Annotated in this window: 11 protein-coding genes; 7 read left to right on the top strand and 4 right to left on the bottom strand. The window is 44.4% G+C overall.

All coding sequences use genetic code 11. From position 1 onward, the window contains the following. Positions 1 to 163 precede the first annotated feature (163 nt). Both B3O12_RS10015 and B3O12_RS10010 read left to right on the top strand, forming a co-directional pair. Positions 164 to 2,248, top strand: coding sequence for a S9 family peptidase (locus B3O12_RS10015; protein WP_286756193.1), 2,085 nt, complete (start codon positions 164 to 166; stop codon positions 2,246 to 2,248). A gap of 206 nt (positions 2,249 to 2,454) precedes the next feature. Further along, complete coding sequence (locus B3O12_RS10010; RefSeq protein WP_286756192.1) at positions 2,455 to 3,762, top strand: hypothetical protein; 1,308 nt, start codon at positions 2,455 to 2,457, stop codon at positions 3,760 to 3,762. 2 nt (positions 3,763 to 3,764) lie between these two features. On the opposite strand, the gene B3O12_RS10005 is transcribed toward B3O12_RS10010, so the two are convergent. Together B3O12_RS10005 and B3O12_RS10000 are read right to left on the bottom strand one after the other, a co-directional pair. Continuing rightward, positions 3,765 to 6,209, bottom strand: a complete 2,445-nt coding sequence (locus tag B3O12_RS10005; protein ID WP_286756191.1) for a ligase-associated DNA damage response DEXH box helicase — start codon at positions 6,207 to 6,209, stop codon at positions 3,765 to 3,767. A 97-nt stretch (positions 6,210 to 6,306) separates the two neighbouring features. Next, positions 6,307 to 6,840, bottom strand: coding sequence for a hypothetical protein (locus tag B3O12_RS10000; RefSeq protein WP_189630965.1), 534 nt, complete (start codon positions 6,838 to 6,840; stop codon positions 6,307 to 6,309). Positions 6,841 to 7,139: 299 nt separating this feature from the next. Between B3O12_RS10000 and B3O12_RS09995 the strand changes: the two genes are divergently transcribed. Next, positions 7,140 to 7,958, top strand: a complete 819-nt coding sequence (locus B3O12_RS09995) for an HAD-IIB family hydrolase (protein WP_286756190.1) — start codon at positions 7,140 to 7,142, stop codon at positions 7,956 to 7,958. A gap of 105 nt (positions 7,959 to 8,063) precedes the next feature. Here B3O12_RS09995 and B3O12_RS09990 read toward each other — a convergent pair whose 3' ends face one another. Next, entirely contained in the window at positions 8,064 to 10,790 is a 2,727-nt protein-coding gene (locus B3O12_RS09990; protein WP_189630967.1) for a VPS10 domain-containing protein, read from the bottom strand. A 200-nt stretch (positions 10,791 to 10,990) separates the two neighbouring features. On the opposite strand from B3O12_RS09990, the gene B3O12_RS09985 reads away from it, so the two are divergent. From B3O12_RS09985 to B3O12_RS09970, 4 genes are all read left to right on the top strand, one after another. Further along, on the top strand, positions 10,991 to 12,259 hold the full coding sequence (locus tag B3O12_RS09985) for a hypothetical protein (protein WP_286756188.1): 1,269 nt from the start codon (positions 10,991 to 10,993) through the stop codon (positions 12,257 to 12,259). A gap of 24 nt (positions 12,260 to 12,283) precedes the next feature. Beyond that, complete coding sequence (locus B3O12_RS09980) at positions 12,284 to 12,703, top strand: energy transducer TonB (protein WP_286744856.1); 420 nt, start codon at positions 12,284 to 12,286, stop codon at positions 12,701 to 12,703. 87 nt (positions 12,704 to 12,790) lie between these two features. Beyond that, entirely contained in the window at positions 12,791 to 13,147 is a 357-nt protein-coding gene (locus B3O12_RS09975; protein WP_286756187.1) for a hypothetical protein, read from the top strand. A 172-nt stretch (positions 13,148 to 13,319) separates the two neighbouring features. Beyond that, complete coding sequence (locus B3O12_RS09970) at positions 13,320 to 14,201, top strand: HAEPLYID family protein (protein ID WP_286756186.1); 882 nt, start codon at positions 13,320 to 13,322, stop codon at positions 14,199 to 14,201. A gap of 71 nt (positions 14,202 to 14,272) precedes the next feature. Here B3O12_RS09970 and B3O12_RS09965 read toward each other — a convergent pair whose 3' ends face one another. Beyond that, complete coding sequence (locus B3O12_RS09965; RefSeq protein WP_189630972.1) at positions 14,273 to 15,307, bottom strand: hypothetical protein; 1,035 nt, start codon at positions 15,305 to 15,307, stop codon at positions 14,273 to 14,275. Positions 15,308 to 15,625 lie beyond the last annotated feature (318 nt).

Raw genomic sequence — 15,625 nt, 5'->3', positions numbered from 1 at the left:
GCCGTAAATCTCAAACCTCAAATGCCAAATTGCAAGCTCCGGCCTACAAATCATAAATCCCGGGTCTCAAATTGTAGAACTTATGGCCGCTCCTAGATTTCAACTGTTTTTTTAAGGTTGAATGTGTTAGTATTGAAGAAGATTAAAAACGAAAACTATCTATATGAAAAAGGTCTTATTCCTATCGGGTTTGTTAACGCTGATTTTCGCCCACAACGGGCAGGCGCAAGACAAGCTCAAAAATATGCCAGGATACGAGCAGTATCAGAAAATGGCACCACAGCTGCGCGGTTCGGTAGACTACGGAACCATTTCTGCCAATTGGAGTGATGATGGCTCCAGCTTTCAGTTTGTGAAGGATGGTAAGCTTTGGAAGTACGATGTAAAGAAGAAAACTACCGAAGATTTAGGGACTCCTCCAAGACCGGAAAGAAGAGCCTGGAACCGTCCGGCCAGAGGTCGTCAGTACGCATCGGCCGATTCGCCCAATGGGCAATTAAAAGCATTCCATAAAAATAGAAACATGTACATCAGTAATGCCGATGGCAGCAATGTGCAGGCCATTACTACCGATGGCAACATGGAAAATAAATTAAAGTACGGTATTGCCACCTGGGTGTATGGTGAAGAACTAGGGCAAAATACCGCTATGTGGTGGTCGCCCGATAGTAAAAAAGTGGCCTTCTACCGATTCAATGAGCAAGGCGCGAAGCAGTATTACGTTTTGCTGGATCAGCTCAAATTGTACGATTCACTGGAAGTAATGTCATACCCTAAAGTAGGTGAGCCCAATCTTCCGGTAGACCTAATGGTATACGACCTTGAAACCAAGAAAACTACTCTTCTGGATACCCGAGGCGGAAAGTCTTTTGAAGACGGGCCTTTAGGAACTTATCTCTATGGTGTGGAGTGGACTCCCGATGGCAAGGAGTTGCTTTTTCACAGCACCAACAGAAAGCAAGATATTATGGAGCTTAGAGCGGCCGATCCGGTAACCGGTAAAAGCCGCACTGTGGTAAGAGAAGAGTGGTTGCCTAGCTTTACCAAGAATACACCCGAAATGCGGTGGTTAAAAGATGGCAAGCGTTTTATCTGGGCTTCGGAAAGAACCGGCTTCAATAACTATTACCTCTATAATATTGATGGTACTTTGGAGGCAACTCTGACCCAACACCCCTTTGAAGTAGCCGGAATAGAAATGGTTGACGAGAAGAAGGGAGAGCTCTACTACATGGCAAGAAGTGGTGAAAACCATATGAAAATGCAACTGCACAGAGTGAGACTGGATGGTACCAAAGATACCCGCCTTACCGATCCGGCATACAATCATTCCGTGACCATTTCGCCTGACGGTAAGTACTTTATCGATATTGCCCAAACACACAATATTCCTCCCTTTACCAATTTGGTAGACAGTAAAGGCAAAGTGGTGGCCGAATTGGCTAAGAGCGATATTAGCAAGTTTGAGCAACTTGGATTCAAAAAAGTAGAGGCATTTACCTTTACCGCAGCCGATGGGAAAACTGAATTGCACGGTTTACTTCATTTTCCGTCAAACTTCGATCCCAATAAGAAGTACCCACTAATCTTGGCCAACTACGGAGGGCCGGCTACCAACGAGTTTAGAGAAACCTTTACCTTGCCAAACCCACTTACTGAATATGGATTTTTGGTGGTAGATGTTGATGGCAGAAACGTGAGAGGGCGTGGTAAGCGAATGCTCGATGAAATATATGGCAAGCTTGGTCAGGTAGAAATGGACGATTTTGCAGAAGGTATAAAATCGCTTTATAACCGACCTTATTTCGATAAAAACAGAGTGGGTGTATATGGCACTTCCTATGGTGGAACAACTGCAGCTACCTGTTTGCTGAGACATCCTGATGTGTTCCACGCAGCAGTGGCCAACTCGGCCGTAACCGACTGGAGATATTACGACAATATTTACACCGAGCGTTACATGAACTTGCTGGAAAATAACCTGGAAGGCTATGAAAAATTCAGTTTGATGAATCAGGCCGATAAGCTGCAGGGAGAAATTATGATTTTCTTTGGTACCAGCGATAACAATGTACACCCGCAAAATTCTCTTGCTTTTATTGATGCTTTGCAGAAAGCCAGAAAAAGCTTTGAGGTGCAAATTGGCCCGGATCAGGGACACACAGCCATGGACTCGGAGCGAATGATGGAGTTCTTTATTGAACATCTGGTCATGAAAAACGGAATGGCACTCGAGTTAAAGAGGTAAGCTGTATAAACACTTGTTGATCAAAGGGATGTTGTTAATCCGTGAACGGATTGGCGGCATCCCTTTTACTTTTTAACTTAAAGTCTCTGGAAGACCAAATGCATGGCCTTTGTTTCCGAAAGTAGTATACCGATTGTCATGACCGGGCAGTGTAGTGAGCGTGAAACAGAGGTTTGCTGGCTTCTTTTATGCCCTAAAGCAGAACCATGAGCAAAGCAATAAACAACACCATACTACAAGACACCAGTGAGTTGATCAGAGGCCTGGAGGCATTGGCATATCCTTCTCATGAGTGGTCTCGCGACAATGGAACCAATCGTTACTCAGCCCTTCGTCTCTGTTATCATCTAATGACCCGCGATGGAGTGAGTTACGATGGTAAAGTAAGGGCGAAAAACGCCATACTTATGGAAAGTGCCTTTGAAGGTATTGCCAAAAACCTGGATAAGTCACTGAGCGATAGGTTGCGTGAAAGACTGAATCCCATTACACTGGAAACAGAGCAGGAGTCAAAGCTCACTCATAAGAGCATAAATGATGCAGCCAACTACTTTCAAGACTGTGTCGATGGTTTGCTAAGTGATTTCAGGAAAGGTGGCCCATTTGGGGGTGGTCTCAGCAATATTGAGAAATACCTTTTTAAACCGGTGCAAATTCAACTTCCTCCTCAAGATGCTCTGGCCGATCTTTTAGAAGATAAGCAGGTAACCGGCAGGCGATTCTATGCGGCCATATATCAACATGAAAAGGTGTTGAGCAAAGTGAAACACTGGGTTGAAAACGGAAAGTTCAGTGCCGATGAGTATGGGCTTTTCTTTACGCTTTTTCGCATAAAGTTGAGTGAATACAAGAGCATTTACCTTACCCAGGAAAATATGCTGGAAGACTGTCATTACGAGCCTGATAGTCTTCGCGGTGAGATTTTAAGCCGTATACCTCAAGAGCATGGCCAGGAACCCAATTACCATCGGTTATTGGAAGAAGGTATGTATACCGTGTGGTTAGGTAAGCAAAACCAACACATTTTACAGATGAGTGGTTTTGAGATTCCTTCCATACTCAATGTGGCTTTGCAGCAAAATGATAAAGCCAAGTTTCTGGAAAAGGTGTTGGACTTTAGTCAGTCTGACTTCAAGGAACAATACAATAAGGCTATTGAAATTATTTCAAAAGTGAAAGTGCGTAACATGGATGAGTTCCGAAAGAATCTTCATGCCGGACTTTACAGCGCAAGGGGAAGAGAAATGTTCCTGTCAGATAATGACAACTGGGTGTTTATTTCCGATGGTCAGGAATTGGCCGATTTTTGCATGAATAATGTGAAGATCATGGCTGAAGATATGGTTACTGAAGGGTCTATTACGGGAATTATTGGTGCGCTGGCCAGAATTGGAGTAAAAGCCTTTGGGAAAGGAGTGAGAGGGGCTACTTCGGTATATAAGTCTTTTGGCAATGAGATACTGACTATGACCAAAGACAATAGAAATATAAAAATTGACCAGATTTTTGAATAAGCCTAACCGGTAAAATCCAGTTGCATCCTTGCAATTCGTTCGGAGAGCATTTCTGTCGTGAATTTTTCGCGCAGGCGGTCTACCATAATTGGAAAGCAGAATGGAGTGGGCTTTCGCAGCTTTCTTACAATTATTTTTTGCTGGTTAATAAGGCGTAATGATTCGGTAAGTCTGGAGCGCTCGAACTGCAGGCTCAGCACTTCTTCATTGGCCTGTTTGAGCAACAGGTTGTTGGGGTCGTAGTCTTCAAACACTTTGTAAATCATGGTAGAAGAGGCCTGCAAATGTTTAAATGACATGCCTTTGCCTGGAAAACCCTGAAAAATCAGTCCTGCTATAGTGGCAATGTCCCTGAATTTGCGCTTGGCCATTTCTGTGTTGTTAATACTGGCCTTAATGTCTTCCAGCAAATACTCCATAGAAAACAGGTCTAGCTCCAGAAAGTCTTCTATTTCGATATCTTGATCGGTAAGCAATTCGAAACCATAGTCATTAGAAGCAATTGAAAAAGAAATGGGTTGACTTACTGAAATGCGGTATGCCGTAAGGGCAGCCAATACCTCGTGGACATACTTCCCCTCAAACGGATAGATATAGATGTGAGTACCTTCATCAGACTTTATTTGCTCAATGAGTAGCTCATTCTGCCTTGGAATGGCCGAAAGCTTGCCTTGTTTCTCCAACAATGGCTTTATGCAGTTCATCTCGGGGCCTTCGAATTTTCCCACGGAAGCATCATGGATTTTCTTTCGGAGTTGATTGGAGAGTAGCGATGTGAATGAGGCTTTTCCACCTCCCCAACGTGGAATGGGGCCGGTTTTCTTCTTCGATTTACGCACATGGGCAGTGAGGTCTTTGAATCTGACCAACTCCAGATTAATGCCCGCAAACCAAAACGTGTCACCTATTTTGAGTGAGGAAATAAAGCTTTCTTCCACCGTTCCGATATAAGCTCCCGATAGGTATTTAACTTTTACTACCGGGTCTCCCACAATGGTACCCATAGAAAGCCGGTGCCGCATGGCTGTTCTCCTGTCGTTTACCTTATAAAGTCCGTCAGGCATTATTTCCACCTTGGCGAACTCATCGTAGGCACTGAGCGAATGCCCTCCCGTGGTTATAAATTCCAGGCACCATGCCCATTCTTTATCTGTGAGCCCCTTGTAGGCGCGGGTGCTTTTGATCTGACGGTGTATTTCTTCGGGGTAAAAACCCGGCCCCACGGCTAGTGTTACCAGGTATTGAACCAACACATCATAGCAGTTGAGCAATGGCGTGCGGCTTTCAAACTGCTCTTGCTCAATGGCTTCTTTGAGCACTGCGGCTTCTATTAGTTCAAGCGAATGTGTAGGTAGAAAATAGATTTTACTGGTAGCTCCCGGGCGGTGGCCGCTACGGCCGGCCCGCTGGAAAAAACGTGCCACACCTTTGGGGCCTCCAACCTGAATAACCATGTCTACCGGCCGGAAATCTACCCCAAGATCGAGCGAGGAGGTACAAACCACACACTTTAACTTTCCGGCATGCAGTGCCTCTTCTACCCACTGTCTCACAGCCAGATCGAGCGACCCATGATGCATGGCCACCAGTCCGGCTAGCTCCGGTGCCTGATCCATCATTTTCTGGTACCAAATCTCTGTTTGCGACCGTACATTGGTGAAGAGAAGCGTAGAAGTATTGGCCTCCAATATGGGTAGTATTCTTGGGAGCATGTTCAACCCCAGGTGTCCCGTCCACGGAAGGGTGTCTACATGGTCGGGTAGCAACGTTTCTATCTCAATTTTTTTGTCTATATCAGCTTTAATAATGGCGCAATCTCCGAACTGATCGCCCAAAAGCACCTGTGTGGCTTCTTCAAGATTGCCAATGGTTGCAGAAACTGCCCAGGTTTGAATGGGTTTAGGGTTCAGGTGTCTGAAATAGGCTAGGGCAAGCTCCATTTGTACCCCGCGTTTGCTTCCTACCAATTCGTGCCATTCGTCTATCACAATGGTTTTTAAATTTTTGAAGAGTTTGGGAGCATCTTTTTGAGCCAACAGTACATGAATGCTCTCCGGAGTGGTAACCAAAGCCTGAGGCATAGTTTTTATTTGATTTTGCCGCTCTTTGGTAGAAGTGTCTCCCGTACGCAAACCAACCTGCCAGTGCAGTCCCATTTCATTACTGGCCATTTGCATGGCATTGCGAATATCCTTGGCCAACGCGCGCAAGGGAGTGATCCAAAGTACTTGCAAACCGGTGGTTTTGGAAGAGTTTTGCAAGGCAGCCAATACACAGCCCAGCCAAATGGCATAGGTCTTCCCACTTCCGGTTGGCGCATTTAAGAGACCACTTTTGCCCTGTAGCAAAGCTTGCCAGCAGTCTTGCTGAAAGGTATAGGGTTGCCAACCTTTGGCATTGAACCAGCGCTGAGCGGCTGTAAAATCAAATGTAGTTTTTGAAGTCATTCAGGGAATAAGCTTTTGAAAATACTTAATTCCTGAACCAATGAATATGTTTTGTGGCTGAAGATGTGTTGAGCACCACGAAGAACCGGAAAGCCGTTTAGAAGGTGGCTTTGTAGTCAATCCGCATGTTCATGAGCCTGAGCGTGCCGTTTGTGGCATTTAGTTTTAAGGCACCACCATTATAATAGCCTAACTTCTTGTTTACTTTTATTATTACCAGATACTCTTTGTTGTTAGTGTCAATCTGGTAAAAGCCTGATTTGTTAGGGATTATGATAAACTTTGGTTTTACTTCTTTCTTCTCCAGCAATTTTAGATCATAAAATTTGGTGCCGTCTTTTTCTATCATAGCGGCCTGCAACTGGTCCAGTTTAGAAGTTTCGAAAAAGTAGAGTTCGTTTCTTACCGTATCAGGTGCATTTGTTTTGCCATCAGTAGAGGGCATAAAATCTCCTTCAAACTTTAGTACATGGCCATGATAACCGTTTATAATGGTTGGAGAGGTGATTTTGTTGCTCATTTTTACTTTATAGGAGAAGTAGAAATTGTCTTGTTGAGGCACGCTGTCCTTCTTACAAGAAACTGCAAAAACGGCAAGTATGAGTCCGATAAGGGCAACTCTTATTTTCATGTAGTTTTCCTTTTAAGGCCACGAAATAAATAAATTCTGTGGCTAATACAGCAGATATAACAGTTAAAGATTACTAAAAGCCGTTTTCACACAATGTCTGTTGGCTAGACTCGGGTGATGATTTATGTATAGATTTTTAAAAGTGGGTAAAATATTGACTGATTTAACAAACGATTCCGTAGAAAATGATTAATCAGGTTTATAAATAATGCTATATGTGATAAGTTAATGGTCAAAAATGGTGAATTGGGTTTGTTTCCGATTTGCTAATGATTTCAGAAGCTTAAGAAGTTGCCCCAATGAAGAAGATAGTTTTTACAGACCTTGATGGTACCTTGTTAGACCTTAAAAGTTACTCGTATGCCCGGTCCAGAGAGGCCGTAGAGTTTCTTCAAAACCGTGAGATTCCTTTAGTTTTTTGCAGCTCAAAGGCCAGGGCTGAGCAGTTGGCCTATCAGGAAGCTCTGGGTGTTCATCATCCGTTTATTGTGGAAAACGGATCGGCCATATACATTCCTAAAGGGTATTTTAAGCAGCCTATCCCATTCAATACTTATCACATCAATCAGTTTGAGGTGATTGTGGTTGGTGAACCTGTAGAAACAATTCGAGAAGCAATTGCGAATCTTAGAGAAAACTTACGACTTTCTTTTCTCTGCTATTGCGATTTACCGGCCGAAGAAGTTTCTATGTACTTGGGTATGGATCTTAATTCGGCCAGAAGGGCCATGCAACGCGAGTTTTCAGAGAGCATACTTCAGGGCACACTCTCCCAGCGCTTTTTCACGGAGCTAGATAAGGTAGGCTTCAGAAGTATTCCCGGTAGCCGCTTTCAAACCATAGTTTCCAAACAGGCCCATAAGGGCAGAGCCATTGAGCTGCTATTAAAACTGTACGAGCAGGAGTGGGGTGAGGTATGGAGTTATGGAATTGGCGACCATGTGAATGACTACGAAATGTTTAAGGCGGTAAATGAGCCTGCGCTTGTACAACGCCCAAACGGAGAATGGGCTGTGTTGGAAGAACCTTGTGCACGCTTGATTAACGCAATAGGGCCGGAGGGATTCTCGCAGGCGGTGTATGCCATGGTTGGGCCACAGCACAAGCAGGCTGTTTAGTGGAATAAGTTAAAAGTAAAAACCCCATTGCCTGCCGGCCTACCATTAGCCGGAAAACAATGGGGTTAGTCGGTTAAAACCGACTTTTACTGATTTATTCGTGGTCTATTGTTGAGACCAATGGTCTTTCATTACAATGGCCTCTTTGGTTACGGTTTGACCGTTCATTTCAATTACCACTTTGTATGTACCTGGACCTACTCCTTTGGTTTCATACCTCATGCTTTCCATTCGGTTTTTGATGTCTTCTTCAGACATGCCAAAGTTTCTGAATCGGTTAGCCATTTGCTCAAGATCTCTCTGTGAGCGCTCTCCGGTAATTTCTACAAACCTCCAGATAAAGGTGTTTAGGCCTGCGGAAGCATCGATGGCAGACTTATAAATTTCCTTAGCTCCTCTGTAAATCTTAAGGTTGGCTGTTCCTGCATTTTTCACATGGAAGTGTATGTGGCTTCCGGGAGCTCTGCTTTCTCCATCAAAGTTGGTGTAAGCTGTTACATTGCTAAGTCCGCTAATGTATTGCACGGCAGGCTGAATGTCGAACAGAGTAAGCCCGGCATTGAGGGTCTGAGCATTCATTCCCTGCAATGGAGAAATATCGGCAATAAAAATACCGCGTCCGTGAGTGGCCACAACCAACTCATTTTCTCTTGGGTGAATGACCATGTCGTAGGCCGGATTGGTCGGCATACCGGTCATAAACTTGGTCCAGTTTGCGCCACCATCAATGCTGGCAAAAGTGCCCAGCTCAGTTCCAACAAACAAGAGGTTAGGATTTTTGTGGTCTTCACGAATAACATTTACACCACCATCAGGTATGCCAGCAGCTATAGAGGTCCACGTTTTACCCCAGTCGGTAGTTTTATAGAGGTAAGCTTTAAAGTCGTCTCTTCTCATGCCATTAAAAGAAACATAGGCCGTGCCCGGATAGTGAGCAGAAGCTTCCACTCGTGTTACCCAGTACTCCGGATTATTTGGAATATTGGCATTTAACTTAGTCCATGTTTTACCTCCATCTCTGGTTACGTGTACATTTCCATCGTCAGTTCCGGCCCATAGTTCATTGGCATCTAGCGGAGATTCTTCCAGCGTGGTAATGGTTCCGTACTGTATGTTGCCTGTACCGTTAGCTTTTACCTCGTCATTATTAGAAAGGTCGGGGCTAATTTCTTCCCAGCTTTCACCTCTGAAAGGTGATCTTACCACCTTATTTCCTGCATGGTAAATGACATCAGAATTATGCTGAGATACTACAATAGGAGCATTCCAGTTCCAGCGCATGTTTCTGTCGCCTCTGTAGCGAATGCCATACGTTTCTCCGGTCACCATGTCCACGCGTTGTAGTGGGCCAAATTGAGACTCGTTGTACAGATATCGGTTGTTGGTACGGTCTACCACGTTGTACATACCATCTCCACCACCGGTTCTTTGCCATGCTTCAAAAGGAATTGGTCGGCCGTCTTTTGAAGTGCTTGGACCACGTACAGAGCCATTGTCTTGCAAACCGCCATATACGTTGTAAGGGTAGGCCATGTCTACATCTACTGCATAGAACTGTGCCAAAGGAATTTCGTCAGGATGATACCACGTGGCACCCGCATCGTAAGTAATGCCCATACCATGATCGTAACCTAAAAGCATGTGTTGCGAATCGGCAGGGTCTATCCACATGGCGTGGTTGTCTCCTCCAAAGCGGAAGGGCTGGCCCCAGGTTTTACCACCATCTTTCGTTTCCCAAACACGAATACCCAGTACGTACACATGGTCTTCATCGTTGGGATCTACTCTTACCTGCTGGTAGTAATAAGAAGGATAACCACCTACATCTTCGCCATCAGGGCTTATTTTTCTCCAGGTTTCTCCACCATCATCTGATCGATACATTTCTGTACCTTTTACAGATTGCCCTCTTTGCAGTGGAATACCAATTTCAAGCATTCTTCTTCTCTCTTCCGTAGAAATGCCGTCAACGTTTACGTTTTCGATATTGGCATAAACCACTTTAGAGTTTCCGGGGGCATAAGCCACTCCAATTCTACCTATGAAACCACCCGGTAGCCCGTTAGTAAGCTTTTTCCAGGTTTTGCCGCCATTGGTCGACTTGTAAATAGCACTGCCTTCTCCACCTTCATTGAAAGTCCAGGGTCTTCTGATTTTATCGTAAGCAGCAGCAATGAGTGTATTGGGGTCTGAAGGACTCATAGCCACATCGACCACACCCACATATTTGCCATCGGCTTTTTTAACTTCCAAAACCTTTTCCCAACTCTTACCGCCATTAGTGGTTTTGTAGAGGCCTCTTTCGGGGTTATCGGAATATAGATGTCCAAGCGCGGCCACATACACTACGTTGGAGTTCTTAGGGTCTATGATAATACGGCCAATATGGTGAGACTCCGGTAAACCCATGTTTTTCCAGGTTTTACCTCCGTCTGTAGATTTATAAACACCATCGCCCCAATAAGAACTTCGTGAGTTGTTGGCTTCTCCTGAACCTACCCATACCACGCTTGTATCGCGTTGGTCTACGGCCACGGCTCCAATAGAAATGATACTTTCGTTATCGAAAATTGGTTTCCAGGATTGACCGTTGTTAGTGGTTTTCCATAGGCCGCCAGAAGCTGTTGCGGCATAAATTACTTTAGGAGCTTTATCTACAACCGCAAAGTCTACGTAGCGGCCGCCCTGACGGGTAGGTCCTATTTCCCTGAATTCGATGGATTTAACCACCTGATCAGGTATTTTCTGTGCAATTGTCTCCGGTAAGGCCAAAAGACCAACTAAAAATGCCAGAGACAACCTTCTGAATGTTTTAGCAGTAAGGTTTATCATATTTCTTATGGTTATGGCTTTGAAATTAAGGCAAAAAGCAACCAGTACAAAGGTGTGTTTGGGCTATTACATAAATGGTAAAAAACCTGTTGGTTGTAATTGAAAGAGCCTTTAATAAGGGAGCATACCCGGAAAGATGTTAAATTCATGAATTCATCCAAGAAGCCTGTTGGGTAAAAACTCCCGGGTTCAAAAGAACTATGAAACGTCTGTTCTACTTTTTTCTGATTAGTTGTTTAACGGCCCTGCCAGCTTTAGCTCAAGAGAGTCTTCAGGAGGTATACAATGCCGCTGTTGCTGCCTTTGAGGCTAAAGACTACCATACATACCTGGAAAAGATAAGAGAGGCCAACGAAATGAGGCCGAACCATCCGACCATAGTGGCTAAACTTGCGGGAGCCTGGGCACTCACCGGGCGCAAGAGTCGTGCGGTGCAAACGCTACAGCAGATGCTTCTAATGGATGCTACTTTTGATTTTACTTCAGCGCCTGAGTTTGAGAGCCTGAAGAACTACAGGGGCTATGATGATTTGCTGGAACTGCAGGCCAGATTGAGCAAAGTAGAGGTACACGATGAGGTGTTTCGGGTCATTAATGCAGGAATGCTCCACCCGGAGAGCTTTGTTTTGCTCGATAGTGGAGAGCTGTTGCTTGGTAGCATTCGCGAAAAACGCATAGTAAAAGTAGACACGAATGGTTTGGTTTCAGATTGGATCGATTTGCCTTACAGCGTGTTGGGCATGAAATACGATGCTTTGCGAGACCATTTATGGGTGGCCACTGCAGCTTTTCCGGAGATGGTGGACTTTAACCCGAAAGACCAAGGCAAAAGCATGATTGTGCAGGTTGATGTTTCGGAAGGTAGAATTCTTCATGGAGTGGAATTCAATGATGGTTCGGTCATTGGCGATGTGCTGCTGGATGACAGGCAACGCATTTGGCATAGTAACAGTGCTAAACCCTTTCTGGTGAGGAATGTAACCGACACGGCTGAGTATTATGGAGCTTTTTCAAGGAAATACATCGACCTGCAAGACTCTCACTTCAATCTACAAGGACTCACTCTTAATGACTCTCAGCGTTATTTATACTTTGCTGATTATATATCGGGTATTCACCGGGTCGATCTGCAAACGGATAAAATAGAAAAGGTTTTTGCCAGTGAGAATATCTTGTTGAAGGGAATTGACGGTTTATATTTCTATAACAATACGTTGCTGGCCATTCACAATGGGGTTAAGCCTTACAAGGTCGTACAGTATTTTCTGGACGAGTCGGGCCTTTTTATTGATATGGAGCGCATCATTAACCGTGGTGGTGAAAGCTTGGGCGAACCCACCCTGGGGCAGGTAAAAGATGGCTATTTTTATTACCTGGCCAATAGCCCATGGGCTGCATATGATGCCAATAAGAACCTGTTGCCAGAGAAGGTAAGCCCTATTGAAATAAGAAGAATTAAACTGGACTAAGCAACTAAATACCCCAACCTGTCAATGAGTAAACCCAGAAAAGATGCGCCCCTTAAAATGCCCAGATACCGTGGCGGAGATGACGCCATGCTTGCTTTTCTGCAGGACAATCTTAACTATCCTAAACAGGCACTTGAACAGAAAATAGAGGGCGTTGTTGAGGTGGCTTTCGATGTGGACGGTAGAGGTAGGGTGTTCAACGCACGTGTTATACAAAGCCTGGGTTTTGGCTGCGATGAGGAGGTGCTCCGTTTGGTTGAGCTTCTTAAGTTTGAAAAAGCCTACAACAAAGGCAGAAATGTGTGCCTGCATAAAAAGGTGAAGGTACGGTTTAAACTGCCACAGGCTAAGCCTGATCCTTTGGTACGTTATAGCCTGGTTCCGAACAAAACCGAGAGCAAAGAAGAAAAGCCTCAAAAAATGAGTTACACGATTCGGTTTTAATGATTTCTCCAGAAAATTTGGATAACAAAACTAAGTGACGATCGTTAATTGTGCCTTGTGATTGTCTTCCTTCGAAATAGTAAGATCGTGCGGTGGGTTTGGGCCTTTATGGCCCTGTACTTGTTCAATATTAGTGTTGATACCAATCATTCCTATCCTGACGGGTTTCTTCAAGAAGTAGGGCTCAATGAGCAGGATAGTTTTATCGAGCTTATTCTGGAAGAAGTTTTGGGTATAGAAAATGCCCTGGCTGAATATGATAATGAAGACAGTGAGGAGCACCGCAAAAAGGAAAGCAGAATTAAAGAGTTGCTCTTACACAATGAAGGACTTCCCGAAAACCACCCCACCATTTTTAAAGCCAAAAAAGAACGATTGTCAGCGTACCGAAATTCTTTTTACAGTGTTTTTTTAGATTTGGATACCCCGCCACCCAAGGGTTAATACCCCTTACAAGGCTTGTATACGCTACCCTGATAGGTTTTTTCTGCTAACAGGCAGTACTGCCTACTCATTGGGGTTGCAACAATTGTGGCCTGAGCTGCTGAAGAAACACACCGCTTCCTCAGCAGCCCCTCTATTTATTGAACCACATTTTAAAACCTGAATAACAAACATGAACATCATAAAATATTGGGTGCCGGTCTTGCTATGCCTTTTGAGCATCCGAACAGCGATAGGACAGACCAATGACGCTCAAAAAGACAGCATCTATATTGCTGAAGTGCAGGATTCCAGAAAGCCCTACAAAGTATTGCATGCCGAACCTTTATACATAGACCTGATTCGCGACCTTGGAGCCCGAAAGGGAGAAAAGGAATGGAACATTGGCCTTGGGCTTACCGATAATTTGAACTTCGATTCATACGAAGCTCTTGTGGAATATGAGTGGGCTCCTGTAGACAGGCTGGGGTTGGAGGTAGAATTGCCTTTTACTTTTTATACACCCCTAAATGGAACCTCACGAGAACTGTTGCCCTCTAACCGGCTCAATAGTCTGAAACTGGCCGCTCAATGGACCTTTCTGGTAAGTGAGAAGAGGGCCACTTCTATGGCATTGGGCTATATCAATGAGTTTGAATTGTCTGACTTTAGAAACTTTGGAGAACCCCTGGTAAAAGGAAATATTTACAACCCGTTTTTAGTAGTGGCAAAGCGCTGGGGAAATAACTTTCATTCCCTTATATATACCGGGCCAATGATTGAACAAATGTATGAGAGCAAGGCTGTAACTACTCACTACGATATTAATACCAGCTTTCATTACATGATATCAGGCACAAGAAATTTTATTGGTATAGAGTTTAACAAAACCTTAGGGCATGCCGATTTTGATATGACCATAAGGCCTCAGATGCGGCTGGGATTGGCGGAAGACCTTCTGGTAGGAATTGTGGCTGGTATTCCTGTGCAGCGAGAAAACCAACGGTTTAGCAGCTTTGTAAGGCTCATTTGGGAACCCGGACATCGTACTAAAAATAAAAAGAGACATCATTAACCCAATGCATTAATTGACCGGAAGGAGCTATGTAGGCAGGGTTTCTTCCGGTTTTTTATGTCCCAATTACTTTAATACCTTATCCTGCGTTCTTCCACCTTAAGCACCACACCATTACTGTAGGTGGTTTTCTTTATCCAATTGCCCAGGTGATCGTATTCGTAAAAGGTAGCGTACCTGTCTACAAAGGTGCCCTTTAAGGTTCTGCTTTCGTACTCCACCAAATCGTTGTATACATAAATTTCTCTAAACCGGGCCCTGTAACTAGTCGTGTCTTCCGTGTTGTAGTAGCCTTTAATAACCACTCTGGCTGAGTCGTGCTGTATTTCTACTAGCTTTTCTGATGGCCAGCCGCTGGCTTGGTAAAAAACAGTTTCGTTGACCAAAGAATCAGGAAAATGCCGGGTATGGCTTACGGAATGGAGCAGTTCATTTTTTAAGGTTTTGGCAGTGGTTCTAAGCCCCCGGGTATCGTAGGTATAGAGAATCTCGGTGCGTAAGTTGGGTTTTGGTTCTTCCGGCTTAGTGTTGGCCGAAACACCGGTGTTGCTCACGATGTCGTAGTATTCATCGCTCACCAGATCGTTCTGGCTGTTGTAGGCATAGAGCCAGTATCGGTTGAGCTGTTGGGTGCCACGATACTCTTCTTTGGAAATCAACTGCAATCGATCGTTGAAACGGAGTATGGTTTTGGAGTGAACTGTACCAGTGACACGATACACCACCTCTTCAGATGTTAGATCTTCATCATTGTAAGTGTAGGTAATGCGGGGAATACTCTCGAAAGAGTCTGTGCGAAGTTGCTCAATTATTCGACCGTGGGTATCGTATAGGTATGTTTTGATAGGGCTGCCCGTCTTTTTGAAAACCACCTTGCGGAGCCGGCCCAATTCATAAAAGTATTGTCTGGATATGGGCGATTTATACAGACGTGCAGAGTCTCTGTTGTAGTTATACTCTTCGATGCTAAACTCCTGAGGCTGCCCCTTCAACTGGGTGTCTATCCATATTTCTTGTAAGTGAGAAGACTCAAACGAAGGCAAAAGACGGGGAGACTGAGCCCATACGCAGTGTGCTGTGAGAAGTAGAAAAGTAATAAGGCGCATTAGCTAAATATACTGTGAATTAGCCTTATAGGTAAAGTACACGAGATGAAAATAATGTGCGTTAGCCTTTTGAGCCCGGCAGTACGCTAGGGTTAGTGGGAAGTAAGTGCCTGCACATTGATGGAATGGTGGGAATAAAAAGCTGTCTCAAAGGTCGGCTAAGTTGGTTATTCTTAGTTTGACCGGGAATCTCGATTGGGTATTCATCCTCTAGCTTTACTTACTTAACCTGAGTTCGATGTACGAAAAGAACGTCATGCCGGAAAAACAGGCCTTAAACTCTCAAAAAGGCCTGTTTTATCCGGTATCTCAACAGAG

Origin of the sequence: Roseivirga sp. UBA838 (genome assembly GCF_002296035.1) — a bacterium.
Lineage (GTDB): Bacteria > Bacteroidota > Bacteroidia > Cytophagales > Cyclobacteriaceae > Roseivirga > Roseivirga thermotolerans.
Note: the sequence above shows the minus strand (reverse complement) of the source record. Positions and strands in the feature narration are given on the sequence as shown.

Excerpts from the sequence above, each read along its gene's own strand:
- B3O12_RS10015 (WP_286756193.1), top strand. The coding sequence starts at position 164 with ATGAAAAAGGTCTTATTCCTATCGGGTTTGTTAACGCTGATTTTCGCC.
- B3O12_RS09985 (WP_286756188.1), top strand. The coding sequence starts at position 10,991 with ATGAAACGTCTGTTCTACTTTTTTCTGATTAGTTGTTTAACGGCCCTG.
- B3O12_RS09990 (WP_189630967.1), bottom strand. The coding sequence starts at position 10,790 with ATGATAAACCTTACTGCTAAAACATTCAGAAGGTTGTCTCTGGCATTT.
- B3O12_RS10010 (WP_286756192.1), top strand. The coding sequence starts at position 2,455 with ATGAGCAAAGCAATAAACAACACCATACTACAAGACACCAGTGAGTTG.
- B3O12_RS10005 (WP_286756191.1), bottom strand. The coding sequence starts at position 6,209 with ATGACTTCAAAAACTACATTTGATTTTACAGCCGCTCAGCGCTGGTTC.
- B3O12_RS09970 (WP_286756186.1), top strand. The coding sequence starts at position 13,320 with ATGAACATCATAAAATATTGGGTGCCGGTCTTGCTATGCCTTTTGAGC.
- B3O12_RS10000 (WP_189630965.1), bottom strand. The coding sequence starts at position 6,840 with ATGAAAATAAGAGTTGCCCTTATCGGACTCATACTTGCCGTTTTTGCA.
- B3O12_RS09980 (WP_286744856.1), top strand. The coding sequence starts at position 12,284 with ATGAGTAAACCCAGAAAAGATGCGCCCCTTAAAATGCCCAGATACCGT.
- B3O12_RS09995 (WP_286756190.1), top strand. The coding sequence starts at position 7,140 with ATGAAGAAGATAGTTTTTACAGACCTTGATGGTACCTTGTTAGACCTT.
- B3O12_RS09965 (WP_189630972.1), bottom strand. The coding sequence starts at position 15,307 with ATGCGCCTTATTACTTTTCTACTTCTCACAGCACACTGCGTATGGGCT.